At 69.3% G+C, this 25449-nt stretch carries 9 protein-coding genes and 5 pseudogenes; 4 read left to right on the forward strand and 10 right to left on the reverse strand.

All coding sequences use genetic code 11. The features are described from left to right. Positions 1–136: 136 nt before the first annotated feature. Together AAFN69_RS14095 and AAFN69_RS14100 are read right to left on the reverse strand one after the other, a co-directional pair. Positions 137–7276, reverse strand: coding sequence for an SDR family NAD(P)-dependent oxidoreductase (locus AAFN69_RS14095; protein WP_347728796.1), 7140 nt, complete (start codon positions 7274–7276; stop codon positions 137–139). 408 nt (positions 7277–7684) lie between these two features. After that, a complete protein-coding gene (locus AAFN69_RS14100; RefSeq protein WP_347728797.1) occupies positions 7685–8893 on the reverse strand; it encodes a helix-turn-helix transcriptional regulator in 1209 nt (402 codons plus the stop codon). A 544-nt stretch (positions 8894–9437) separates the two neighbouring features. Between AAFN69_RS14100 and AAFN69_RS14105 the strand changes: the two genes are divergently transcribed. Further along, the gene (locus AAFN69_RS14105) at positions 9438–10268 is read left to right on the forward strand and encodes a hypothetical protein (protein WP_347728925.1); all 831 of its coding nucleotides are present in this window, start codon (positions 9438–9440) and stop codon (positions 10266–10268) included. Between the two features lie 733 nt (positions 10269–11001). Here the strand turns inward: AAFN69_RS14105 and AAFN69_RS14110 are convergent. From AAFN69_RS14110 to AAFN69_RS14120, 3 genes and pseudogenes are all read right to left on the reverse strand, one after another. Further along, positions 11002–11094, reverse strand: a pseudogene (locus tag AAFN69_RS14110) (IS5/IS1182 family transposase); the annotation flags it as partial. Between the two features lie 716 nt (positions 11095–11810). After that, positions 11811–13508, reverse strand: coding sequence for an MFS transporter (locus AAFN69_RS14115; protein ID WP_347728798.1), 1698 nt, complete (start codon positions 13506–13508; stop codon positions 11811–11813). Then, the gene (locus AAFN69_RS14120) at positions 13505–14659 is read right to left on the reverse strand and encodes an FAD-dependent monooxygenase (RefSeq protein ID WP_347728799.1); all 1155 of its coding nucleotides are present in this window, start codon (positions 14657–14659) and stop codon (positions 13505–13507) included. The genes AAFN69_RS14115 and AAFN69_RS14120 overlap by 4 nt, the downstream gene beginning before the upstream one ends. A gap of 168 nt (positions 14660–14827) precedes the next feature. On the opposite strand from AAFN69_RS14120, the gene AAFN69_RS14125 reads away from it, so the two are divergent. Next, positions 14828–15448 carry a TetR/AcrR family transcriptional regulator C-terminal ligand-binding domain-containing protein gene (locus tag AAFN69_RS14125; protein ID WP_347728800.1) on the forward strand — a complete coding sequence of 207 codons (621 nt, stop codon included), beginning with the start codon at positions 14828–14830 and terminating at the stop codon, positions 15446–15448. Between the two features lie 399 nt (positions 15449–15847). Continuing rightward, positions 15848–15985 (forward strand): hypothetical protein, encoded by a 138-nt coding sequence (locus AAFN69_RS14130; RefSeq protein ID WP_347728801.1) that lies wholly within the window; start codon positions 15848–15850, stop codon positions 15983–15985. 686 nt (positions 15986–16671) lie between these two features. Here the strand turns inward: AAFN69_RS14130 and AAFN69_RS14135 are convergent. The 3 pseudogenes from AAFN69_RS14135 to AAFN69_RS14145 form a co-directional block, all read right to left on the reverse strand. Then, positions 16672–16976, reverse strand: a pseudogene (locus AAFN69_RS14135) (helix-turn-helix domain-containing protein); the annotation flags it as partial. A gap of 31 nt (positions 16977–17007) precedes the next feature. Next, positions 17008–17230 (reverse strand): annotated as a pseudogene (locus AAFN69_RS14140) (integrase core domain-containing protein); the annotation flags it as partial. Then, positions 17231–17335, reverse strand: a pseudogene (locus AAFN69_RS14145) (IS5/IS1182 family transposase); the annotation flags it as partial. 92 nt (positions 17336–17427) lie between these two features. Here AAFN69_RS14145 and AAFN69_RS14150 point away from each other — a divergent pair. Further along, positions 17428–17978: pseudogene (locus AAFN69_RS14150) on the forward strand (hypothetical protein). Positions 17979–18062: 84 nt separating this feature from the next. Here the strand turns inward: AAFN69_RS14150 and AAFN69_RS14155 are convergent. Together AAFN69_RS14155 and AAFN69_RS14160 are read right to left on the reverse strand one after the other, a co-directional pair. Further along, positions 18063–18392: a hypothetical protein gene (locus AAFN69_RS14155; RefSeq protein ID WP_347728802.1), complete on the reverse strand. Its 330-nt coding sequence runs from the start codon at positions 18390–18392 to the stop codon at positions 18063–18065. A gap of 73 nt (positions 18393–18465) precedes the next feature. Beyond that, entirely contained in the window at positions 18466–25419 is a 6954-nt protein-coding gene (locus AAFN69_RS14160; RefSeq protein WP_347728803.1) for an RHS repeat-associated core domain-containing protein, read from the reverse strand. Between the last annotated feature and the right edge of the window lie 30 nt (positions 25420–25449).

Raw genomic sequence — 25449 nt, forward strand, 5'->3', positions numbered from 1 at the left:
TCCGCTTCAGCTTCAGCCGGAGGTGGCGGTTGTCGTATGCGTGAGGAATTCGCTGCTCGACCCACAGGTCACCACGGTGCCGCCCGGCGCGGTCCCGGTGCCGCGGTCCTGGAAGGAAGGTGTGGCGATGGGGACTTCACCCGGTGTTCGGGCCGGTGACGCGGCCGATCCAGTTCTCGACGGCGCGGGCGGTGGTCTCGGCGTGTTCCCGCATCATGGTCAGGTGGTCGCCGGGTGTGGTGGTGCTCGTCGCGAGGGGGAACACGGCTTTCAGACCGAGCGTCGGCGTCTCGGCCGCCACGAGGTGCGCGGGCAGTCGGGGCCGGTCCGGGGTCCATTCGGTGAACAGATCGAAGTAGTGGCTCATCGCGGTGAGGCCGGCTGTGTCGAGGAGGTCCGCTTCTCCGGTGTGTTCCCAGGCACGCCAGGTCATCCTGGTCGCGAGGCCGGGGGTGACCTCACTGCCGACGCCGGTGTCCAGGAGGACGACTCCCAGGGGTGCGTCCGGGTGGCCGGAGAGCCGCTGGGCCGTGGCGTAGGCGACCCAGCCGCCGCTGGAGTGTCCCAGCAGTACGTACGGTTCGCCCTGTGACGCCTCCCGTACGGCATCGGCCATGGTGCCGACGAGCGCGTCCCGGGTGGGCGGCAGGGGCTCACCGTCGGTGTAGCCCGGAAGCGGGAGCACGGTCACGCCCCGGTGCGGGGCCAGGTACCGGGCCGGCGTCCGGTACTGGAGCGGGTCGGCCGGGGCGGGCAGCGCGGGGAAGCAGATGACGCGCGGTGCCCGCCCCCCAGCGGCCAGGACGGTGGGCCGGGCCGGAGCCACCCGGGCCTTCCCGTGGCACTCCGCGGCCAGCCGGGCCTTCGCCGCGGCACGTGCCGTCGTCGTGGCGCCGGCGTGATCGCCCGCCCGTCGCGCGGCGTGGTAGCGGGCGACGGGATGGTCCGGCCCCTCGGCACCGGAGCCGGGCGGGGCGCTCGTGGGGGAGAGCAGAGTGGTGAGGTGCTCGGCCAGCTTCCGGGGGGTGGGGTGGTCGAAGACCGCCGTTGTGGCCAGGCGGACGCCTGTCGCGATGTTGAGGCTGTTGCGGAGCTGGACGGAGGCGAGGGAGTCGAACCCGGCGGCGCGGAAGCGGCCGTCCGGGTCCACGGCGTCCCCGCCGGTGTGTCCGAGTGCCGCGGCGGCGCGGTCGAGCACGAGATCGAGGAGTGCGGTTCGTCGCTTCCCGGCACCGAGTCCCGCCAGTTGAACAGCGATGGAGGGTGCGGTGTGCGGTGTGGGGCGGATGGGCCGGTTCCGCGGCCGGGCGAGGTCACGCAGCAGGGGTGATGTGTTCCCCCGCCAGGAGTCGGCGAGACCGAGGGCCGCCGCGGCGAGGAGGGGCTCGTCGGATCGGGCCGCCGCGTCGTAGAGGGCCAGGCCGTCCCGATCAGTGAGGGAGCGCAGACCCTGGCTCCGGATCCGGGCCCGGTCGGCGCGGTCGAGATGACCGGTCATACCGCTGTCCCGTTCCCAGTGGCCCCAGGCCAGGGAGATGCCCGGCAGGCCCTGGGCGCGGCGGTGGTGTGCGAGGGCGTCCAGAAAGGTGCTGGCCGCGGCGTAGTTGGCCTGGCCGCCGGTGCCGAGCTGCCCGGCCATGGAGGAGTAGAGCACAAAGGCCGACAGATCCATGTCCCGGGTGAGTTCGTGGAGATGGAGGGCGGCGTCGACCTTCGGACGCAGGACGCGGTCCACCTGCTCGGGGGTCAGGGCCGTGAGGGTGGCGTCGTCGAGGACTCCGGCGGTATGGATGACGGAGGTCAGAGGGTGCGCGGAGGGCACGGTAGCGAGGAGACGGCGCAGCGCGTCGTGGTCCGCGGTGTCGCAGGCGGCGATGGTGACCCGGGCGCCGAGCGAGGACAGTTCGTCGCGCAGAGCGGCGGCTCCCGGTGCGCCGGGTCCTCGGCGGCCGGCCAGCAGCAGGTGGCGGGTGCCGTGTTCGGTGACCAGGTGGCGCGCGAGGAGGCTGCCGAGGGTTCCGGTGCCGCCGGTGATCAGGACGGTGCCGTTGGGGTCCGGGGTACGGGGTGTGATCAGGACGTTCTTGCCGGTGTGCCCGGCCCGGCTCATATGGCGGAACGCCTCGGGAGCGCGGCGGGCGTCCCACGCGGCCACGGGGAGGGGGGTGGCGACGTCCTGGCTGATCAGGCCGGACAGCTCGGTGAGCAGGGCGTGCCAGCGGCCGGTGTCCGCCGACGACAGATCGATGACCCGGTAGTCCACACCGGGGTGATCGTTCGCGACGGTCGCGGGGTCGCGGAGGTCGGTCTTCCCCAGCTCGACGAAGTGTCCTCCGCGGGGCATCAGGCGTAGTGAGGCGTCGATGAACTCCCCCGCCAGGCAGTTCAGTACGGCATCCACCCCTGCTCCCGCGGTGCGCCGGAGGAAGTCGTGCTCGAAGTCGAGGGTGCGGGAGGACGCGAGACGGGTGCCGGCGATCCCCAGGGCCCGGAGGGTGTCCCACTTGGCCGGGCTCGCCGTGGCGTAGACCTCGGCGCCCAGATGCCGGGCGAGCCGGACGGCGGCCATGCCGACACCGCCGGCCGCGGCGTGGATCAGGATCCTGGCGTCCTTCTTGAGGCCGATGAGGCGCACCAGGGCGTCATGGGCGGTGAGGTACGCCACCGGCACGGTGGCCGCCCGGGCGAAGGACCAGCCGTCCGGCACGGGCAGCAGCCGCCGCTGGTCGGTGATCGCTTCGGTGGCGAACACGGTGCCGCCGGACAGCAGCCCCATGACCCGGTCACCGGGGACCGGGCCGGTGACACCCGGCCCGGTCCCGGTCACCACACCCGCCGCCTCGGTGAAATGAGCGTTGCGGTCCGGGACCATTCCGAGGGCCATGAGGACGGAGCGGAAGTTGAGGCCGGCCGCGCGCACGGAGACCCGGACCTCCCCTTCGCCGAGCGGACGGTCCGTCTCGGGCGCGGGGACCAGCCGCATGCCGTCGAAGGTGTTCGTGGTGCCGAACTTCAGTTTCCAGGGTGCCCGGAGGTCCGGTGGTGTCAGCGCGGGCGTTCGGGCGGCCGGGGCGAGCCGGGGCGTGCGCGGGGTGCCGTCGCGCAGCGCGAACTGGGGCTCACCGGTGGCCAGTGCGGCGGGCAGGGCCCGGAACGAGGATTCCAGGCCGTCGAGGTCGGCGAGGGTGAACCGTCCCGGGTGCTCGTTCTGGGCGGAACGCAGCAGTCCCCAGAGCGCGGCCTGCCCGGGGGAGCGGAGCTCCTCGCCCGCCCCGGTGGGCACCGCCCGGTGGGTGACCACCAGCAGACGGGTGTCGCTGTTCCGGTCATCGGCCAGCCACGCCCGAAGCTGTTCGACGGTCTCCCGGACGAGAGCGCGCACCCCCGACGCGGTGACGTCGTCGCCGTCCTGGAGCGGAGGGACCAGGACGGCGGTCACCGGGGACGGCGCCCCGGCCGCGGCGGCATGCCGGAGGGCCGCGAGATCCGGATGACACAGGTCCCGCGGTACGAGACCGGCCGTCACCGCGCGCAGCGCCGTGGCCGAGCCCGCCCAGAGCCAGTCGGTGCCGCCCGCGCCGTCACCGGCCGGGCCGAGCGGCTTCGGGGGCCAGACGACACGGTGCAGGGCCGTCTCGGCGATGGCCGGCGACCGCAGGGCGTTCCCGCTGACGGGGCGCAGGACCAAGGACCCCTCGGCCACCGGCGCGCCGGCCGGGTCGCTCACCGTGATGCCGACCGTGCCGTCCGATGCGCGGACGAGACGGGCCCGCAGGCGGGTGGCTCCCGTGGTGTGGAGCCTGACATCGTGCCAGGAGAAGGGCAGCGCCGGTCCGTCCGTACCGTCGTCGGACTCCGCGAGCAGCGCGTGCAGGACCGCGTCGAGCAGCGCGGGATGGAGGACGAAGCGGCCGGCGTCGGCGTGATGTTCCCGGTCCAGTCCCGCCTCGGCCAGGATCGTGTCGCCGTCGCGCCATACGGCCGTCAGATTGCGGAAGGCCGGACCGTACTCGTAGCCGGTGTCCGCCAGCCGCGGATACAGGCCGTCGATGCCGACGGGCAGCGCCCCGGACGACGGGCGGCCCGTGGGTGCGGCGGGAGCCGCGGGGGATCCGGCGGACAGCACCCCCGAGGCATGACGGGTCCAGGGAGCGCCGTCGGCGGCGCTCTCGGCGCGCGAGTGGACGCGCAGGGTGTACGTGCCGTCGGAAGACGGTGCGGCGGCGATCTGGATGCGGACGGCGTCGTCCCCGGGCAGGACGAGCGGCTCCTCCAGGACGAGTTCATCGACGCGGTCGCAGTCCAGCAGGGCGGCGGTGTGCAGGGCCAGATCCAGGAAGGCGGTACCGGGCAGCAGTACCGTCCCGCGCACGGCGTGGTCGGCCAGCCAGGGGTGGGTGTGCCGGGACAGCCGGCCGGTCAGCAGCAGCTGCCCCGAATCGGCGAGATGGGTCTGTGCGCCGAGCAGCGGATGGCCGGAGGCGTCCTGGCCGCTGATGGCGGCACCGGAGCGCCGGCCCGGGGTTTCGTCCAGCCAGAACCGTTCGTGCTGGAAGGCGTACGTCGGCAGATCCACCGGCCGCGCGCCGGTTCCGGCGAACACCGTCGCCCAGTCGGCCCCGACTCCGTGGACATGCGCCTCGGCGAGCGCCCGGTGGAAGCGGTCCATGCCGCCGTCGTCGCGCCGCAGCGTCGACAGCACGGTGGCCGGGGAGCCCGCGGACTCGGTGATCTCCAGCATGCTCATGGCGAGTACCGGATGCGGACTGATCTCGACGAGGGCGGTGTGCTCGTCGCGCAGGAGGGACTCCAGGGCGGGGGCGAACCGGACCGGCCGGCGCAGATTGCGGAACCAGTAGGCGGCGTCGAGTCCGCCGGTTTCGGTGACGCCCCCGGTGACGGTGGAGCAGAACGGGAGCGTGCCCTGCCGGGGCCGGATGCCGACGAGTTCGGCCGAGAGCCGCTTCCGGAGGCGTTCGACATGCGGGGAGTGCGAGGCGTAGTCGACGGCGATCCGCCGGGCCCACACCCCGCGCTCACCGCAGAGGGACAGCAGCTCCGCGAGCGCCCGCGCGTCGCCGGAGACGACCGTACTTCCGGGACTGTTGTGAGCCGCGACGGACAGCCGTCCCTCCCAGCGGCCTGCCAGTTCCCCGGCGTCCTCGGCGCCCAGCGCCAGTGTCGCCATACCGCCGGTGCCGGAGAGTTCGAGAAGAGCCCTGCCGCGCAGCGCGACCACCTTCGCCGCGTCCTCCAGGCTCAGGGCACCGGCGACACAGGCCGCGGCGATCTCGCCCTGGCTGTGGCCGATGACGGCGTCGGGCTCGATTCCGTGGGCCCGCCACAGCGCGGCGAGCGACACCATGACGGCGAACAGCACCGGCTGCACCACATCCACCCGGCCGAGACCGGGGGCGTCGGGTGCGCCGCGCAGGACGTCCGTCAGCGACCACTCCACATATGGGGAGAGCGCCCGCTCACATGCCTCCAACCGCTCCCCGAAGACCGGCGACGACGCGAGCAGGCCGACGGCCATACCCGGCCACTGGGAACCCTGGCCGGGAAAGACGAAGACCGTGCGCGCCGGGGCGTGCGCCGTGCCCCTTACGACATCCGGTGACTCGGCGCCGTCGGCCAGCCGTCGCAGCGCCGCGGTCGGATGCCCGGGGCCGGTGCCGAACACTGCCGCGCGGTACTCGAACCGTGCCCGCGTCGCGGCCAGCGACCAGCCCACGTCGACGGGGACGAGGCTCTCGTGCTCCCGCAGGTGGGTCAGCAGCCGCTGCCCCTGGGCGCGCAGTGCCCCGGCGGTCCTCGCCGACAGGATCCAGGGCCTCGCGGATCGCGATGCCGCCGGTTCCCCGGCCGGTGGCACCGGTCGGCGGGGCACGGCCGACGGCGGAGGCGGAGCCTCCTCCACGATCACATGGGCGTTGGTACCGCTCACTCCGTAGGACAGCACCCCGGCCCGGCGCGGTCGCCCGAAGCCGGGCCAGGGGACCGACTCGGTGAGCAGCCGCAGCTGCCCGCTGTCCCAGTCGACTTCGGGGTTCGGTGTTCCGGCGTGCAGGGTCTTGGGCAGTGTGCGGTGCCGGATGGCCTGGATCACCTTGATCAGTCCGGCCGGACCGGCCGCGGCCAGGGTGTGCCCGATATTCGACTTCACCGAACCCACATGGACCGGTCGGCCCGCCGGCCGGTCCTGCCCGTAGGTGGCGAGCAGGGCACTCGCCTCGACCGGATCGCCCAGCCGGGTCCCCGTGCCATGGGCCTCCACCAGATCCACGTCCCCGGGCGCGAGCCGGCAGTCGGCCAGGGCGTCCCGGACGACGCGCTGCTGGGCGGCTCCGCTCGGGGCGGACAGACCCTGGCTCGCGCCGTCCTGGTTCCAGGCGGTCCCCCGGATCACCGCGAGGACCGGGTGCCCGTGGCGCCGTGCGTCCGAGAGCCGCTCCAGCACCAGCATCGCGGCGCCCTCGGCCACGCCGAACCCCCGGGCCCCGCTGCCGAAGGCGCGGCTGCGGCCGTCATCGGCCAGTACCCCCTGTCGGCTGAAGTCGACCAGCAGTCCCGGTGTCCCATGGACCGACGCCCCACCGGCCAGAGCCAGCGGGCACTCGCCGGACCGGAGCGACCGGACGGCCAGATGCACCGCCGCGAGGCCGGACGAGCAGGAGGTGTCGACGACGGCCGCCGGGCCTTCGAGGCCCAGGACATAGGAGAGGCGCCCGGCGGCGACGCCGGTCGACCCGATCAGCAGATGCCCCTCCGCATCGCATCCCTCGTGCATCCGCGGGCCGTAGTCGGTGTGGAACGCGCCCACGAACGATCCCGCGCGGGTGCCCCGCAGCGAACCCGGGACGATTCCGGCGCGCTCGCACGCCTCCCACGCGGTCTCCAGCAGCAGCCGCTGGTGCGGGTGCATGGCCGCGGCCTCGCGCGGCCCGATACCGAAGAACCGGGCGTCGAAGCCGGCCGGATCGTCGAGGAAACCGCCCTCCCGGATGGAGAAGGTGCCCCGGTTCCCCGGGTCCGGGTCGTACAGCGAATCGAGGTCCCAGCCGCGGGAGGTGGGCAGACCCCCGATCACCTCCCCGCCGGAGGCCACCAGCCGCCAGAGCCCCTCCGGAGTGGAGATACCACCGGCGAAGCGGCACGCCATCCCGATCACGGCGACCGGTTCATCCTGATACCGCGGCCGGCCCGGCGTCTCCCGGGAACCGCCCCCGGGGGCGGTTCCGTCGTCGGACGGGGCGGCTGTTGTGAAGGTGCTCATGACGATGTTCCTTCAGGCCACGCCGCCCGGGGGCGCGTTCGGCCGTGGTCTGGACGAGGAGAGTGGGGAATGCCGTTCGACGTGTGCACCGGCGGCGGCAGGCGTCTTCCGCCCGGCTCGGCGGACATGGACGATCGCCGCGCCGGTGGCACACCGCTCGCGGGAGGGGAGCCACACCGGCGTCTGCCGGGCTGATGCGAAGTATGGCGAAGAAGCCCGGATGACGGAGGGCGCCGGAAGATCCCGTTCGAGTGGATCCAAGGACGGGTGTACGACCTGTACGAGCTGATCTGGTCGCGGTCTTACGTGACCTGGGGGGCTTCCCGCGAGTCCGGTGACCGTCGGACCTCTCGGCTCGCTCCATGGCGTGAGCTCGCTGCCCTCCGGCTCGGCGCCGGGCGGGCCCGGCTACTTCTTCTGGCAGGCGGCACCCTTCTCCATCGTCCCCCGCCCGACTTCCCTCAAGCTGTACTCGGTCGTCCTCGCATAGAACCGACGGTAGGCATAATTCCCCCCGCCGGCTTCGCTGAGACCCGTGACACGAAACGGTCGGCCATTGTGGTCAATGACCGCCACTTTGCGCTCCTGATCAATGACATAGGTGACCGACAGCCGAAAGGCAACGAAGTTCCTCTTCGTGACCGCCCGCACCGTCAGAGTCTCCTGCCCCCTCTTCTCCAAGTCGATTGTCTTGCCGAAGAAGAAGGGTGGGCCGATTTTGTTCATGGCCGCATCCGTCGTGCGGGCGACCGGCCTCGCGCTGTCCAGATCGAAAAGCATCTGCATATTCGGTGAGCCCGCCTCCGGAGGAACGCAGAAAAGAGTTCCGGCCCATGGCTCGCCCCGCTCAACGACATCGAGCCCGATGTTGATGATTTTGATCTTCCGATCTCGCTTGTTGGTCAACAGGATGCTCGTCGTCACTGAGTCGACCTCAATGGCATCCGCCGAATTCCTGATGATATCGAGATACTTGGGGCGGCCCACGCTGAAGGGAGCGGTGAGGACCTTGCGGTCCTCGGGTGAGGGGATGAAATCATTCTCCGCCGCAGCGGTGAGACCCCTGTCCGGTTGATCGAGCAACTCGGCATACACGGCCATATCGTGATCCACCCCTTCGGACGCACTGCCGTCCGAGCGCCGGCCGCGATCTTCCATCGCTCGATATCCGTACATCATGCCGACGCCGAGCGAGAAAACAGCGATGCCGGTGATCAGAATGCGCAACCTGCTCCTGCGGTCCGCATTCCGGGATACCTCCGATGCCGCGGCCGGCGGTTCACCCGTGGAGCGGGGAGCGGATTCCATCGGATCAACCCGAGCGGTGGCCGGTTCAGGGGGAGCGGGATTCGCCTTCCCCTCCCGTGCCTTCTTCGCGGCAACCCAGCGCTGACGGCACTCTTCTGCGAGTTCGCCGCTTCCGACTATTTTCGCAACAATCATCTGAGCGTTGTCATACGAGGGTAAGCGCTTTCCGGAGAAAGCATCCGCAATGGTTGATCTGGGTATGCCGGTCTTTCTGCAGAGCACGTCGTAGGTCAACCCTCCGTGCCCGATGCGCAAGTCCCGCAGCCAGCTTCCGAACTCTTCCACGGCACCGCTCGTGTGGTGTTCCATGCCCCGCCCCCTGACGCCTCAAGAATGTTCCGCACTCTACCGACGCAGGTCCGAAGCCGTCCGGGGTTCACCGGTTTCGTCCGACGTGCTGGCTTCGAGACACACCCGGGCTTCTGACTGGAGGCGCATTCACTCCGTGCCGGGCGCTTCGCCCTGCCGCCGGAGACAGCCCTCGAGGAGAAGCCGGCCAATGACCCCTCGACGCCGTGCGGAGCAGCCACCCTCCTTCCCGTGCTCTGCCGCCGAGATGATCGAGTTCCTCAGGACACGCGGATTCCGCATGATCCGCAACGGAACACATTGCGTCCTTCGTGGTGAAGGGAATCGCACGGTCAGCGTCCCCAACCATGCGCAGATCGCAAAGGGAACGTACTATCAAATCCTGCGGAAGGCCCTCGATCGGTGAAGAGAAACCCGGAGACACATGACTCTGGACGCACGTAATGCCCATCGGGGTAGAATGCGGCACCGCCCGGCCGTCAAAAGAAGCTGCCAGGGCGCGATGCAGGCAGGAAGCGCGAAAATCCATCAGAAGAGAGGGGCAGTGTCGATGCAGCGCAAGGGTATGTGGATATCGATCACGGCCGCATTAACGGCCGGTCTTGTCGCCGGCCACCTCTTGTTCCCGTCCGCAGAGGGTGAGTCCGGGGCCAAGCCTCCCGGGAAGCGCCAGAAGGGCCACTTGGCGACCGGAGAAAAACCGAAGCTTTCGGTAAAGGTTGGCCTGAGCGACCTGGGCACGGAAAAAGGCTGGATCCTGATGACATCCGAAGAACTCGCCCGACGCAATTTACCGGCCACGATTCGCGACTGTCGCAGTATGTACAAGTGGGCATTGGGGCAGGGGGCTGTCCCCGTGATGAGAACGCTGCACACACTCACGCTGTCCGCCAATTTTGCCACCAGCATCCGAATCACATCGATTGAGATGAAAAAGAATCCTCTCCCCGGATCCGCGGATGCCAGTCGGGCGCCCATCGCAAGGCTCGCCTGCCTTCCGCGGCCCGGCGCTGAAATTCCCTGGCACGATCCACAGGATTTCTCGACCGTCGACAGCGACGGGTACATTTCGCATCCGAATGCCATCAACGGGCACAAGGTGAGCCGACTCGAAGAGGCCCAGCAGAACGTGCTGGTGGACCTCACAGGTTCACCCGGGCCCTTCAGATACAACCTGACGATCGGTCTCGAAACGAGCATCCGCCACGAGGTGGTCGTTGTTTCCGGCGAGGATGGACCTCTCCTGGGCACCGAGGACGGCGCGGGTATCGGGTACTGGCCTGCCGAGCACACATGGACGATGTCGCCCAGGAGCGTTCTGCGGTGCCAGGAACAGCGGGATGTCCGTCCGGGCCAGAAGCCGAAGTGTTTCTGATCGGCCCTCGTCCGTCACCCTTTCGCGGCTTGCGGCGAACGGGTTGGGCCCGTACGTCCTTGGGGCGTGTCGAGCACGGTCTGGAGGCGCCGGCGGGGGTGGCCTGGGGTGTAGGTGTGTCAAGCGTCGCGGACCCTGTGCTCGGTGAGGGTGATCGTCCAGCGCGGGCTATTGGCAGTCGTCGTGGACAGTCGTCGTGGAGGGCGTGGTCGGCGCCTTCGCAGAGGCTGCCGTATCCGGGGTCTCGAAGGGTGGGTTTGGTGGGCTGGTAGGTGTCGGCGGGGTTGTCCATGTCCTTGGTGCGGCTGCCGGCGATGCTGAGGGCGACGACGGTGACGAGGGCGAGAAGCAGCAGGGGTATTGGCTCCGGGATCCGGGCACGGGCCCATGGTGGTGGCGTGGCGGTGATGCCGCGGCTGGAGTTTCCGGACCGTGACGCACGGGAGCCCCTGCCGTCGCTGTTCGGCAGGGGCTCGTCCGTAGCAGCGCAGCAGCCAGCAGCGCGGATAGGACTGGCAGTCACGGTACGCGCGGGGTCTGACAACGCGGGTGTCCGCGGGTCGGGGCCGGCCGCCTTCCTCAGCGACACGGTGACCGCCCAGGCCATCCAGCTCCACACCGCGTACGACCCACAGCCCCCTTCGACACCGGCTCGGTGGCCAAGGCCCCGGCCGAGGTGCTGCAACGGGCCCGCTCGCTGGCCTAGGCGGTTTCGTGCGGGGACCACGATGCGGATGCCGCGCCCGCGCAGGTGCTCGCGGATGGCGCGCGAGGAGTACGCCTTGTCGGCCAGGACCGCGTCCGGCCTGGTTCGCGGCCGTCCGCGCGGCCGGGAACGCGCAGGCGGGCGATCACCGCGGTGAAGGCGGGCGCGTCGCCGGCCCGGCCCGCGGTGAGCACGAAGGCCCGGGGGCGGCACCGGCCGGCCGCGGCGAGGTGGACCTTCGTGGCCGGCCCGCCGCGGGAGTGTCCGATGGTGTGGTCGGCCGGCTCGCCTGCCGGGGCCCCTCTACGCGGGCCCCGGCGGCGTGCCGGCGGGCACGGACGATCGTGGAGTCCACCGGGACAGCCCAGCCCAGGTCCTTGTCGGTGTCAGTCCGTGCTGTCAGCGGCGCGGTGAACACCCGCTCCCGCTCGCCGTCGACGGCCCACATCCGCAGCCGGTCGCAGACGCCCCGTCGGTTTCCGTATGTCTCCGGCGGGTGCACCCCCTGCGAGCCGGTCTGGAACGTGAAGGCGATCACGTCGATCACCTCACGGTGATCACACCACCGGGCCACCGCGCCTCGGCGTCCGATCCGGCAGCAACGGCCCAATCCCCGCCCACTGCGCGTCAGTCAGCGACATGCCCGGACCAGCGAGCAGAGGCTCCCAACGCAACTGACCGGTCACGGAGGCGTCTCCGAGGTTCCGGACGGTGCCCCAGCAGGGATGATCTGGAGGGGCACGAGGCGGAGCAACTGAGGCTCTCGGTCGCGGTGACGGCAGGGCGGTCATGCCGGAGCGAGCCGGCTTCCCCGCATTCGATGGTGTCCGGGGCGGTCAGGGCGGCCCGGGAGTTGGCCCGCACGATGGCCTTCGTGGCGGCACCTCTGTCCGCGGCGGCGACGGCCTGCTGTTCGGGCATGTGCGGCCAGGCGGCGAACAACGGGACGACGGGGCGGGGCGCTCTCGCGCGGTTCCTCGACGCTGGAGCAGGTCAGGCGTCAGGGCCGGTTCCGGAGGCGGTGGCGCGGAGAACGGTCCAGGTGCTCTGCCGGATCGGGCGGATGGCTGCTGCGCACGCGCCACGCGGCCGGGGGCCGGCCCCTCCGCCGGTTCGGCGGGCGGTTCCCGGAACCGTACGGGGCTTCGCAGGAGCGCGATCACCGGGACGGCGGCGAGCGCGAACAGTGCCGCGGCCATGAGGATGTAGAGGTGGACTCCGGAGGCCGTGCTCACCGGAGCGCCGTCGGCGAGGACGCCGGGGGCCCGGGTGGCCTTGAGGACTTCGCCTCCGGCGACGTTGAAGACGACCGATCCGAGGGCGAGGACGACCGACACCAGGCCGGAGACCGTGCCCTGCCGCTCGGGCGGGGTGAGACCGGTCGCCAGGTTGTAGCCGGACGCGGCGATCGCGCCGGCGGCCGTACCGAGCGCGGCGCCGCAGGCGATCGCCGGGTGGAGGGCCGAGACCCCGGCCGGCATCGCGAGGGTCGCGATCACCCCGAGGGCGATACCGCCGAGGAGGGGCGGCGCGGGGCCGAACCGTACCGAGAGACGGCCCGCGAGCGTGCCGCCGACGAGGATGCCGAACGAGGGGGTGGCGAGCAGTACGGCGACCGCCTCGCCGTCGCCGAGTCCGTAGCCGAGGCCGAGGTCCGGCGGCACCTGGGCGACGAGGCCCGTCAGCTGCATCATGCTCCGGAACGAGCCCGCGGCCAGGAGCAGGGCCAGTAGCGTCAGGACGATCGGGCGGCTGAGGGCCCGGAGGTCGACGATGGGCTCCTCGGTCCGCAGGGCGAGGGCCACCCATCCGGCCAGTGCCGCGGCACCCGTCCCCAACAGGACGACCATGCCCCCGGACAGCCACCCGGAGTCCCCGCCGAGGGAGGCGTACGCGAGGACCGCGCCGAGGCCGCCGCCGAGCAGGAGCGCCCCGCGTACGTCGATCCGCCCGCCGCCCCGGACCGGCGTCCCCGGAATGAGGGCGCGGACGCAGAGCGCGGCCACCGCGGCGAGCAGGGCCCCCACGACGAACACGCTCCGGTAGCCGAGCAGATCGATGACCGGCCGCATCAGGAACGGTTCCACCACTCCGACGAGTGCCGCGCCGGAGGTCACCAGTCCGACCGCGGCCATCGCCACGCGTGGGGCGCAGAGCCGTAGGGTGACGGCCACCGCGATGAAGACCGTGGCCAAGGCGGCGCCCTGGAGGAAACGCCCCGCCAGGAAGATTCCGACATTGGGCGCGGCGAGGCAGACCAGCGCGCCCGCGCAGGTCAGCAGGAGCGTGACGACGAGTATCCGGCGCTCGCCGAAGACGTCGCAGCTCTTCGCGAGCAACGGCGACCAGACGGCTCCCGCCAGCATCGCGCTCACGTTCAGCCACGCGGCCTGGTCGGTGTCGAAGTGGTCGAGCATCTGGGGCAGGACCATGAGGGGAGAGGTGATGGCGAGGTCGGCCAGGACGGTGGCGAGGATCAGAACGGCGACGTGGAGGGCGAGCCGCCCGCTCCAGCGGTGCTCCCCATCGGTCATGACGAACTCCTCGTGCCCGGGGGCCGGCTGCCCGCCGCGCGCAGCCCCGCGTCCCGGGCGGCGAGATCGGCCCGGGTGGCCGGCAGCAGACGGTCGCGGCCGGCTTCGGCGCTCGCCTGGGCGGAGGTGACATGGGGGCGCTGCCTCGCCTCGTACCGTTCGAACGCGGTGATGTGGTCGCCGCTGTTCCGTTCGAGTTCCTCCGCGAGGAAGCGGGCGCCGGTGAGCGCGAGTGACGTGCCCCGGCCGGAGAGGAAGGACGGGCAGTATCCCGCGTCCCCGACGAGGACGACACGGCCGCGGTGCCAGGACGGCAGCCGGATCTGGCTCGCGGAGTCGAAGTAGAGGGCGGGGGCGGCCCGGACCGCGTCGAGCAGCAGGGGGATCCGCCACGACGTGACCCCCGCGAAGGCGTCGAGGAGGACCCGCTTCCGGGCGTCCGTGTCGCGGTGGCCGTGGTCGAGAGGTCCGGAGCGGAACTGGAAGACCGCGACGGTCCTGTCCTTGTACCGGAAGACGCCCGCGAGTCGGCCGGGGACGTTGTGGATCGTGTTGACGCCGTCGGACCAGGTGTCGCCGGGGAGGTCGACGAGGGCGAAGTGGACGCCGAGATGCCGCAGGTACTCCTTCTCGGGCCCGAACACCAGCTCGCGTATGCCGGAGTGCTGCCCGTCGGCGCCGACCACGAGGTCGTACCGTCCTGCGCGGCCGGAGTGGAAACCCACGCGGACACCGTCGTGGCCGCCGTCGCCGCCGTCGTCGGTGAGTGACCGGACCGCGTCGGCGAAGCGGATCGTCACGGTGTCCGGGAGCGCCTCGGCGAGGGTGCGGACGAGGTCCTCGCGCAGGATCTCGATATCGGCGTCCTCGTCGGCCCCGCTCGTGTCCGCCGCCGGTACACGGCCCACCGGTTCGCCGTCCCCGTCGACGAAGTAGCTGGACTCGGACATCCGGAGCCGCTGCTCCCGGATCCTCGCCAGCAGCCCCATCCGGTCCACGGCCCCGATCGCGTCGCCGCGGATGTCGACGGGTGTCCCTTCGAGCCGTAAGCGGTGGGCGTGTTCGACGACGGTGACGTCGTGGCCGCGGGCGCCGAGTTCGCGGGCGGCGGCGAGTCCGGCGATACCGGCTCCGGAAATGAGGATGTGCATGGTGGGCGCGCTCCAGGTTTCGGGGTCGGGTGTCGCCGAGCACTGCGGCGACTCTTAAAGAGACATGTTGTCGCTTTAATGGGACCCTAGTCGTGAGCGGGTTGCACCGCAACGGCCGGCCTGACGACAATCGGCGTCCGAACAGAGCAGCAGGAGGTGGACGCGGGAATGGCCGACGGCATCGCGAACGGTCCGCAGGCACGTCGCCCGGGTGGCCGCAGCGCGCGGGTGCGCGAGCGGATCCTCGGCGCGACGGCCGAACTGGTCGCGCGCGACGGCATCGCGGGCTTCCGTTACGACGAGGTCGCCGAACTGGCCGGCGTCCACCGGACCAGCGTCTACCGCAACTGGCCCGACCGTGAGGAACTGGTCGCCGAGGCCCTGATCCAGTACGCCGAGGACCTCGCGACCATCGCCGACACCGGCAACCTCCGCCATGACCTGGTCGACTATCTGGTGGCCATCGCGGGGGGACTGGGCACACCCTTCGGCCGGGCGCTCGAACTGGCCCTCCAGCCCACCCACGAGAACCCCGCGGTCCGCGAGACGGTGGCGAGGATCCTCGAACAGCGCGGAGCCGCGACGCGCCGGCGCGTGGACCTGGCCGTCAGCCGGGGCGAACTGCCGCCGGTGGACAGCGTCTTCCTCGGCGAGATGCTCTCCGGCCCGGTCCACCTCGTGGTGAACCGCGGTCTGCGCCCGTTCACGCGCGTGGACGCGGAACGCATCGTCGACGTGGTCCTCGCGGGTATCCGGGCCGCGCCACCGGCGCCACCACCACCCGCCTGAGCACCGGCGGGCCGGCCCGCATCGGCAGTGGCCGCCACGGAACCGGACGCCCCCTCCCGCACAGCCGCCGGTCCGTGTGCGGCTCAAGTCCTGGCATCAGCACGTCGATGGGCCCGGGTTCAGCGGATATCGGCCCGGTTGCGGATGCCCGCCCATCGGATGCGGGCACGGTGGTGTGTGCGATCCACGGGAAATCCGGTGCATGCGGACTCCGCCAAATCGGCCCCGGCCGGGCGGAGCGGGAAGGCAATCGCGGCCCTCGCTCGGATCGACCTGCCGCCACTCCACACCGGCCGATGACCAGTCCGGGACCCGGCATGCCCATCCTCGACGGGCCCGGCCGGCCATAGGACGGGCCGCACCGGTCCGCATGCCGGGGTTCCCGGTTACCCGCGACGCATGGCCACATCCCATGGGCTTGTTCTGGCCGACGCCGACGCCGACGCCGACGCCGACGCCGACGCCGACGCCGACGGCGCGCTCGCTGTCGGTGCCCTGCTGCCGGCAGTGGATACAGGTGGGAGGAAGCGGCGGTGAAGCCGAATGCCGGGGCTTTGAGTGGACGAGATGGCTCGGGAATGGTCCGCATCTTGGGCTGGTCACGATGAGGGCGGATGCGCAGGGGAACGCCGCGCTCGGCGGAACGCATGTGCATGGACCGTCGATACCTTTACGGCGGACTTTTCCTCTGTCACGCCGCTCTCCGAGAGATCCGCTCCGGCAGAGGGGCGTTGGGAGTGGTGGCAGAGACATCGGCGGCGTCCCGGCGGTGTTCACGATGAAGATTCATCCGGTCCTTCGGCTGTTGGCCCGGCATGCCTAAAACCGTTCCCGATGCAGGGCAATGGGACAGCCGCGTCACGCGGCGATGGGGACCTGGCTCCTCGAAGCGGCCGTACTGCGGGCAGGAGTCGAGGCAACGGGCCATGGCGGGCGGGACTGCCTGCGGGGTGCCCGCCCATCCTCGTGCCCCGCGAGCAGGGGGACGGATCCGTCGACCGGCGGCCGTGAGCCGGCGACCGCTCTGCCGGGCCTGGCCGGTGCCCGTACAGGGCCGGGAACATCCGGTGCGTTGACACTCCCCGGTGTGCTCGGCACGGCCGCATCGACTTCTGCCGAGCCGATCGGGATACCAGCGCCGCACCGTCAGGCCGTCCTTGGGCGGACGGCCTCAAATTGCCGCCGGGATGAGCTGGATGCCGTCGGCATACGGGCAGGAAACTGGCGAGCGTCCATCTCTGGTCCGGCCAACCATGCGCAACCGGGCCCTTGGCCAGCTCCTCCTCAAGCACGGCGAACAGTGCGTCGCTCAGCTTGGGCCTGGAAGCCGGGCCGCAGGATCGAACCCCGTTTGGGCCGGCCGCCCTCCATTCCTGCCGCCACCGCTGGACCGACCGGACGCTGACCCGTAACTCCTTCGCGATGTCCGTACTGCCCCGCCCATCGACGTCACCGCTGCTTCCATCCGGATCCGCTCGCGGAAGGCTTGCCTCTCCGCGGTCAGACCCCCACCCTGCGAATACCTCATACACTCGGCATACAGCGACAATCACCAAACGTCAGCCCCTACGACAACCCGCCTTCAAAGTCAGTACTGCTGGTCGGAGGGCATTCTCGTAGGCGATCGGTGATCGTTGTCCGAGGCGGGAGTGTCGGCGTCTGGTGTTGTAGCGGGTCAGCCAGCGGAAGGCGTCGAGCCTGGCCTCGCGCTCGCTCGACCAGCTTTTGCGGACTTTGAGTGTCGCTCTTGAGGGCGACGTTGAAGCTCTCCGCAGCGGCGTTTCCATCACGCCGCAGCATGATCAGTGGTTTGCCGAAGCCACGCGGGATGAGCCCCGCGAACGGGGCTGTCCAGGACGGCTCTGATGCCGTGATCACACTCGCCACATCATGATTATCACTCAGGCCGACCGAGGCCAGGACAATCCCACAGCTACCCTGAGCGGAGCAGTCCGCAGGGAGCAAGACCGGGGGAAACCGTGAACCGACCCCTGCTGTTCCTCGATGTGAACGGGCCGCTCAACCCTTATGCGGCCCAGCCGGACAGGCATCCCGACGGCTACACCACACTCAGGGTTCCCCGGAACGACGCCCATGAGGACGACAGTGGCCTTTCGTCCCGACGGCGCCCCCTGCGTGTCTGGCTCAACCCGGAGCACGGACGAATCCTGCTCCGGCTCGGCTTCGAGTTGTGCTGGGCCACCACATGGATGGGCGACGCCACCGGTGGATCGCACCGGTCCTGAGCCTTCCGGAACCTCCCTTCGTCGCCTTCGGCGACGTGCTGCTCCAAGAACGCCCTGATGGAGTCCACTGGAAAACCGGACCGCTGGTGAACTACGCCAACGGGCGCCGATTCGCCTGGGTGGACGACGAGCAGAGCGAGTTGGGTCAGATGTACGTGGCCGCCCACCACCAAGGGCCTGGGCTCCTGCACCACGTCAACCCTCGGATCGGCCTGCGGGAGAACGACTTCCACACGCTCGCCGACTTCGCCCGGTCCCTGGACACCTCACAACCGACTGCCTGAGCACCTCGCCGGCTCTTCAGGCTGCTCTGTACTCGAAGCCAAGATCTTTTCGGGACAACCCTTAAGGCCGCACCACCTGTCCGGTCATTCAGGCAAATTCTCAATCAGGACCTTCAGCTCTACAGGCCCATCATCCAGGTAAGGAATCGCCGAGCGCCTCACAAGTCTAGAAGCCACAACAAACTCAGTCAGGCTTGTTCTACTTTCGTAGATTTCACCAAGAATATTGAGAGGAGGCACTAGGGAGGATTCAAGGGCTTCCGAGAGTGAATCCAGGAAGGCTGTATTATCGGCGAATACCAAATCCAGCAACTTTCCGACTTGCTCGTGCAAGACGATTGGGTCAATTCTTCCAGCAATCTCCTCCGCGCCATCCCAGTCGGGCAGCCATGAAGGGAGCAGTCGTGATGTCAATTGTGGCGCTCCTGATGTAGGGCCTGAGATGGCGGGCGGATTTCGAAATCCGCCCGCCATTTGATGCTCAGGTTCAGTTGTTGATTCCGAGAATTCCAAGCAGTGGTGTGCACGCGTTAGGGCAGGGAGAGATGGGCGTCCCGTGCGCGTTTCCCTCAGATCTGAGGCCGCGCACTCGAACTGCCCTCATTGACCCCCCTCTGATCGAATCTGCACCTTCAGCTGCTTCAGCCTGGATCAAGCACATTACTTCTGCGCAGCCACCGTGATGCCCGCTCTCCCGAAGAGCCCGCTCAAGGTCTCCGCCAGCCTTCGGGGAAAGGCCATGACCATTGCGGCCGAAGTAAATCAGACCCGAGGGAGAGGTGTATTCCGCTGCGACATGGGGGCCCTTTTTGGTTGCTCCCGGCCGCAGTGAATCGGCATAGTTTTGAAGTGGGTCACAGTTGTTGTTGTGAACTAGGACTGGTGTCGCCCCGGCAAGTACATAGTATGCGTGGATGCCTGAGATGGTCAGGTCGTGTGTGCGCTGCTGCTTCTCGAATGAGCGCAGGGCCATCATCTGAACCCGGTCACCCCCGGGTGTGTGCAGTTCCATGCCCGGACGAAGCCTGCCAGCCTCAATCCATTCCTGCTCCGATGGCACCCAGAAGGGATGAGTGGTCGTGGAGACCAAAGTGGATGTGGTCTTGCCCCTAGTGATGGCGAGGTTTACGAATTCCTTGTCGGCTTCAGTGACGATGGTGCCGACGACCTCACGGACGGCATTCTCGCCCGTGTCCGGGTCGGTCGTCAGTACCTTGTCACCGAGCTTGACATCCTCGATCTTCTTCTTGCTGCCGTCGCCCATCAGGACGAGAGTTCCGGGCAGGAAGCTGTGCTTTGTCAGACACTTTGCCGCTTCTTGCTCTCTGGCGAGTGCGTCTTTCGCCTTGTCGAACTTCTTCTTCGCCTTTTCGGCCTTGCCGATGGCCTTCCAGAGGTCGGGAAGGAGATCGAGAGCCTTCAGGATCTTGTCGGCCTTCAGGATCGACTTGACCGCCGCGCCGGCGAAGTTGAGGGCGATCTCGGCGGCAGCCTTCGTGCAGGTGCCGATTCCAGGGTTCGATATGCAGTCCTGGACCGCGTTGATTCCGGCGATGTCCTTGGCCAGTTCGACCATCTTCTCGACCACCTGGCCGGGTGCTGCATCCGCGTCGGCGGAATCTCCTTCGGCGAGAATGACGTCGCGCTCCGCGTTCGACATCTTCCCAGGTTTCTTTGAGCCCTTCTTTTTCTTCGTGTCGAAGCCGCCTGCGTCGTTCGGGGTGCAGGAAATCTCGCCCATACCGCACTCCGCCGGAATCAGTCCGGACGGGTCAGAGTATGTGACGGGTGAATTGTTGCCGTAGGAGTATCCGTTCATCTGCTGCGCGTTGGCGTAGTCGATGATCGGGTCGACCGAGATGAACTTCCCGAGGGAGGGGTCGTACTCCCTCGCGCCCAGATGCGTCAGGCTGGTGGATTCGTCCATCGTGCCGCCGACGAATCCCTTCGTCCCCGGCCATGCTGCGGCAGGCCCGGCATCGCGGCTGTTGCCGTAGGGGTCGAAGCGGCGCTTCGTCACCGCGCCCGTCGTCGAGTCGACGGCCAGATCGCCGGTGCCGTGGTGGTCGGAGGAGACGAAGCTGACCTTCGTGGCCGACGTCCGGACGGCCACGGTCTGGCCGGCGTGCGCGTAGTAGCGGGTTGCCTCGACCGTGGTGGTGTTGGCCGGCTGGTGCAGTTCCATGCCCGGCAGATAGACGGTCGTGCCCTTGGCGTCCTTGCCCTGGACGCGGTTGCCCGCGGCGTCGTACAGGTACGTCGTCTCCCAGGCCTCGTTCTTGTCCGTGGTGGTGACGTCGTCCGGGTGGGACGCCTTGGTCAGCTTCCCGTCGGCGCTCCACTCCAGGTCGCTGGTGTCGCCCCCGATGTTCCGCGAGATGGTGTTGCCCGCGGTGTCGTAGCGGTAGATGTTGTTCCGGTCACCGGTCGGCGTGTCCGTGGTCACCTTGGTCACGGAGTGCGGGCCGGCCGGGCCCTCGCCATAGGCGAAGGTGCGCTTGACATCCTTCGCGGCGACGAGACCGGTGTCGTGGGTGATGTCCTCGGTGCGGTTGCCGATGGCGTCCGTCCGGTAGGACTTCCAGTAGGCGGCGGGTCCGCCGAGCGGTGACGCGCCGGGGGCCGCGGCGCAGGCGGAGGGCTGGCTGCCCTCGACCGGAGCGGTGGTGCCGACGGTGCCGGAGCCCTGCGCGGTGGTGGCGGTCGCCGCCGGGGTCCATGCCTCGGAGAGGCGCTGGTTGGTGTCGTAGCGGAAGCACTGGACATCGGGGCCGGCCGCTTCCGCGGACTTCTCCGACATGGACAGCACGTTGCCGTTCTGGTCGTACGAGTAGCCGGTGTCCTTGGCCGGGCCGGTGGTCGTGCCGGCGATGTCTACCATCGCGCGGGAGACCCGCTTGGTGCCGGTCTCGTACTCGAAGGTGTTCCACACCTTCTTGGCGCCGGTGTTCGCCTCGTACTGGAGCAGATCACTGGTGGGTGACCAGACGGTGTTGGTGACGTAGGAGGTGGTTCCCCGCAGCGTGGTCGGACGCTGAAGGTCGTCGTACTCGTTGACCAGCACCTCGGCCGGGAGGCCGCCCGCGGCCGGCAGGCTGCTGGACTGGAGGGTCCCGTCCGCGTTGTAGGCGTTGTTGAAGAGGTAGGTGCCCGCCAGCTTCCCCTGGGAAGCGGGCACGAGATACGCGGTCCTCAGCGGGCGGTAGAGCGTGTCGAAGCTCTGGATCACCTCTCCGAAGGACTCGGTTCCGCCGATGAAACGGAGCGAACCGTACTGCCGCCCGAGGGCGCCCGCCCGGTCGTACCTCTGCTCGGTGAGCGCGGTGCCGGCCCCGTCATGAGTGAAGGTGACCCGGCCCAGCTTGTCGTAGGTGGTCTTGACGGCCTTCTTGGTGCCGTCGTGCGTGCTCAGAACGACGCGGTCCGCGTCGTCGTACTCCTTCAGCGTGGTTCCGGCGTCCGGGTCGACCGACTTGACCTGGCGGCCGCGCTGGTCGTACTCGAAGGACCACTCGTTGTTCGCCGAGTCGGTGACCTTGGCGAGTGCGCCCGTCGGGGTGTACGCGTACTTGGTGGAGGTGGTGCTCACCGGACCAGCGGATCCCGGTATCCCGCTCTGGTACTGGATGAGTTCGACGATCCGGTCGTCGGCGTCCTTCACCGAGGTCTTCGCCACGCCGCCCTGGGGCGGGATGACATGGGTGCGGTCACCCTCGTGCTTGGTGGTGGTCCGCCACTGCTCGGTTCCCTTGACGACGAACACGGTCGCCGAGGGGCGGCCCATGTCGTCGAACTCGTAGCGGGTCTGCGCGGGAACCTGGTTGTCGCGGATCGTCTCCAGCTTGTCGGAGGGCGCACCTGCGGTGTGGTATGTCTCGAACGCGGACCGGACCCGGCCCCAGCTGTCGTAGATCGTGTCCGCGACGAGACGGGTGCCGTCCAGTGCCTCGGACTGACGCTGGCGCGGGCGCAGCAGACTGTCGTAAAGGGTGTAGTCGGCGGCGTAGGTGCCACCCGTCTCGAGGATCTCCTGCTTGACCACGGCGGGCTCGTCGCGGCGCACCAGATACGAGTACTTGGTGCTGGGGGTGGTCGGGTTGCCGGCCTTGCTCCGGTCCGGGTGCCAGACGGAGACCATCCGCCCGAGACCGTCATAGGCCAGATCCGTGCGCTTCCCATTGGCGTCGAGCTGGCTCTTGGTCTGACCCCAGGCCGGCTCGTACTCGGTGGTGATCGCGTGCTCGAGCTGGTTGAACACCTTGGTCTGAGTGGTCAGACCATTGGCCATGGTGTATTCGGTACGGGTCCTGCCCGTCGCCGGAATGGTGGAACTCTCCGGGCGTCCGTACTGGTCGTAGGTGGTCGAGCTGGTCTCCTGGTAGTCGGCCTTGGTGCCGTTGTGCGACTTCAGGCGCTCGACCCGGGTCGTCAGACCGCGGGTCGGCGGGGTCCCGTACACCTTGCCGTCGAAGGAGTTGATGACATCGGAGACGACCTGGGTGCGGCGGTCGGGTGTGGCGGCACAGGTGCCCTGCACCGTCTCCACCCGCTCCACAACCCCGAGGAAGTTCAGCTCACCCGTGGTGTTGTCGGCGTAGAAGGTCCGGGTGCAGGTGTCGTCCTTGGCCGCCTCGGCCTTCTTCTCCGCCGTCGCCGAGGCGGGAACCACGAGCCCCAGTTCCTCGGTGCGGTCGATCCGCCCCGTGCCCGTCGCCTTGTCGTAGAGGTTCGACGACTTGGTCTCACGCCAGCCGCCGGCGGCGAGGGCGGTGAATCCGAGGGTGACGTCGGCAGCCACCAGCGTGGAACGGAGCGTGCCCCAGTCCGAGGTCTGGGTGGCCGTGTGGTGCTTCCACGGGTGCTTGATCACCTTGCTGGCGACCGCACCCTTGTTGTAGACGGTGGTCTCCAGCTCGAAGCCGGTGAAGTCCTCGTCGTCCGTGTGCTTGGTGCCCGCGGAGTCGGTGATCTCCGCCACGCGCTTCCCGCCGCCCGGCTGCTTGTCGCCGTTGAGGCCCTGGAAGTAGGTGTGCTCGACCCGGGTGGGCTGCTGGGTGTCGGAGCCGGTGGTGACCTTCACCTTGCCGTACCCCTGCCAGTCACCCCAGGTGAGGAGCTTGTCGGGGGTGATGCCGTCGGGCTTGGCATGACGCCAGCCCGCGTCACCGAGGTAGGTGTAGCGGGTGACCATCTTGTCGCTGCCGCCGGTGCGGTCCGTCTGGATGACGTTGTCAACCACGTACTTGTGGAACCAGTCGTCGACCGGATCGATATAGCCCGGCGGCATCCACTTGACCGGATAGCAGCGCTTGACCGACTCCCCCGGCGCGGGCAGTGTCGGCACGGTGCACTGGGTGGGGGAGTAGTTCACATCCAGCTGTGCGCCGGACTCGCTCAGCACCAAGGCCAGCCGGTGCCGCTTGAACGGCGAGATGTTGTCGCCGATCGCGTCGACCCGGTTGTCCATCTGAATGCCGGAGAGTTCGAGCGACGGCATCTTCACCGTGGTGCCGACCCGGCCCTCGTGGTCGATCTTCCAGAGCCACAGGGCCTTGGAGGCGTCACCGTTGTCGAGAAGCAGATGGGTGAAGTTCCAGGCGTCGACGTCCTGGTAGGTGGTGGCGTCCTTGCGCATCTGGGTCACGACGGACGTCAGTCGCTTGGTGGTGAAGAACGTCGCCGATATCTGGTCGGCCTCGCATTTGACGCCGGCCTTGCACTCCCGGTCGACCGGGACGTCCGGCCAGCGGGCTGCGTTGGCCTTGGTGCGCTTGGCCGGGGCACAGTCGAAGTTGGCGTCGGGCAGGCAGCGTTCGGCGGTGTTGAAGGTGACCCGGGCGGGGGCCTTGGCCGCGTAGACCTGCTGGTCCCGCTGACCGTAGTCGATCCGCTCCAGATAGCCGCCGCGGTCATAGGCGGTGCCGTTGACGTCCGTCTTGCCGTTCAGGGCGTAGTGATTGGTCTCCTTCTCGTAGAAGTACGAGATCACATTGCCGTGCGGGTCCTTGACATAGTCCAGGTTCCAGCGCCACGCCTCCTTGCAGTGCGCCTTGGAGAAATCGGCGTTGTAGCAGGGCTCGCCCGCGTCGTCGCTGAAGACCGGAGCGGTCCAGACGGAGTTGGTCTCCTCCTTGCCGGTGGTCCAGCCCGGCAGCCGGTTCAGCCCGAAGAAGTACTGCTTGCTGTCGGCGGTGGTGATGCGCCAGTACTCACCATCGTTGTCACCGTTGGAGAAGTTGGTGCCGGTGCCCTTGACCTTGTCGATCTTTGCGCCGTTGGGGGCGGTGAGCTTCCAGTTCCCGGTCTTGTCGTCCTTGATGATCTGGGACGCGTTGCCGTCGAGCATGACCGTGGCGTTGTCGAAGGCCCAGCACTGTTCCGCCGAGCCCTTGTGACCGTCCTCGGTGCACGGCTTGTACTGGCGCTCGATGTAGCCGGGCTCGTAGCCGAATCCCTCACCGACCCAGGAGCCCTGGTTGTTGGTGGTGGAGGTGCGGCCGTCGGTGCCCTGCGAGGAGTACGAGAGGCCGACCTGAGGCGTCAGGGCACCCGCGACCGGGACCGTGCGCATCGGGTACGACCAGGTGAAGCCACCGGTCGACGGGGCGACACTCCACTTCGCCGACGGGGCCAGGCCCGTGGCGGCGAAACTGCCCTGCGAGGAGGAGGCTCCCGCGGACAGGGCGACGAGCGGCGCGGCGGCGGCCGACCGGGCGCGGGAGGGCGCCGCGGCCGCGAAGACCTCGGCACTCGCCGTCTTGGCGACAGGGTCGTTGACTGTGCGCAGCGGGGTGGGAAGTTCCGGACACTGCTTGCTGCCCGGCTCGGCGGTCGCGGCGCAGGCGGGCAGCTGGACGAGGCGCAGACGCGCGCCGTAAGAGCCGCCGTACCCATCGGCGAAGGCCGTGTAGTCGACGGTCAGCCTGACCTTGGCGGGCCGGGGCGTGGCGTCGGTGCGCTGAACGCGCAGAACAGCGCTCGCGTTCAGGTCCGACGCGCGCTTCGCGGGCAGGACCTCGACGCGCACCCTGTCCGGCGCGGGGGCCGTGCCGGTGGGGTTGGCGCTCCGTGCGGAAGCCGCGGCCGGGGGCTTGGTCGCGGTGACGGCGACGGGCAGTCCGCCGACCGTCCTCGCGGGGTCCGCCTTACCGTTGGTGACCGGCAGTTCGCCGTTGCCGCCCTTGGGCCAGACGGCCTTGTCGAGACGGGTGACGGCGGACTTCTGCATCCGGTCGGCGGGGCGGGGCAGAGCCTTGCCGTCGCGTCCGTCGATCGGATCGCCGAAGTTCTGGACTCCGGGGCGCTTGGCGCCCTCGGTTCCGCTGGTGAAGGCGACTGCCTGGACGGTTGTGCCCGCCAGGGTGAGGGAGAGGCCCAGGACCGTGGATCTCAGCAGCAGTCCGGGGAGCCGCCGGCCGAATGGCCGGCTGCGTAGAGACATCGTCATTCCGTCTTTCGGGAGTTCGGAGCG

The sequence above is a fragment of the Streptomyces sp. CAU 1734 genome, assembly GCF_039888735.1.
Classification (GTDB): domain Bacteria; phylum Actinomycetota; class Actinomycetes; order Streptomycetales; family Streptomycetaceae; genus Streptomyces.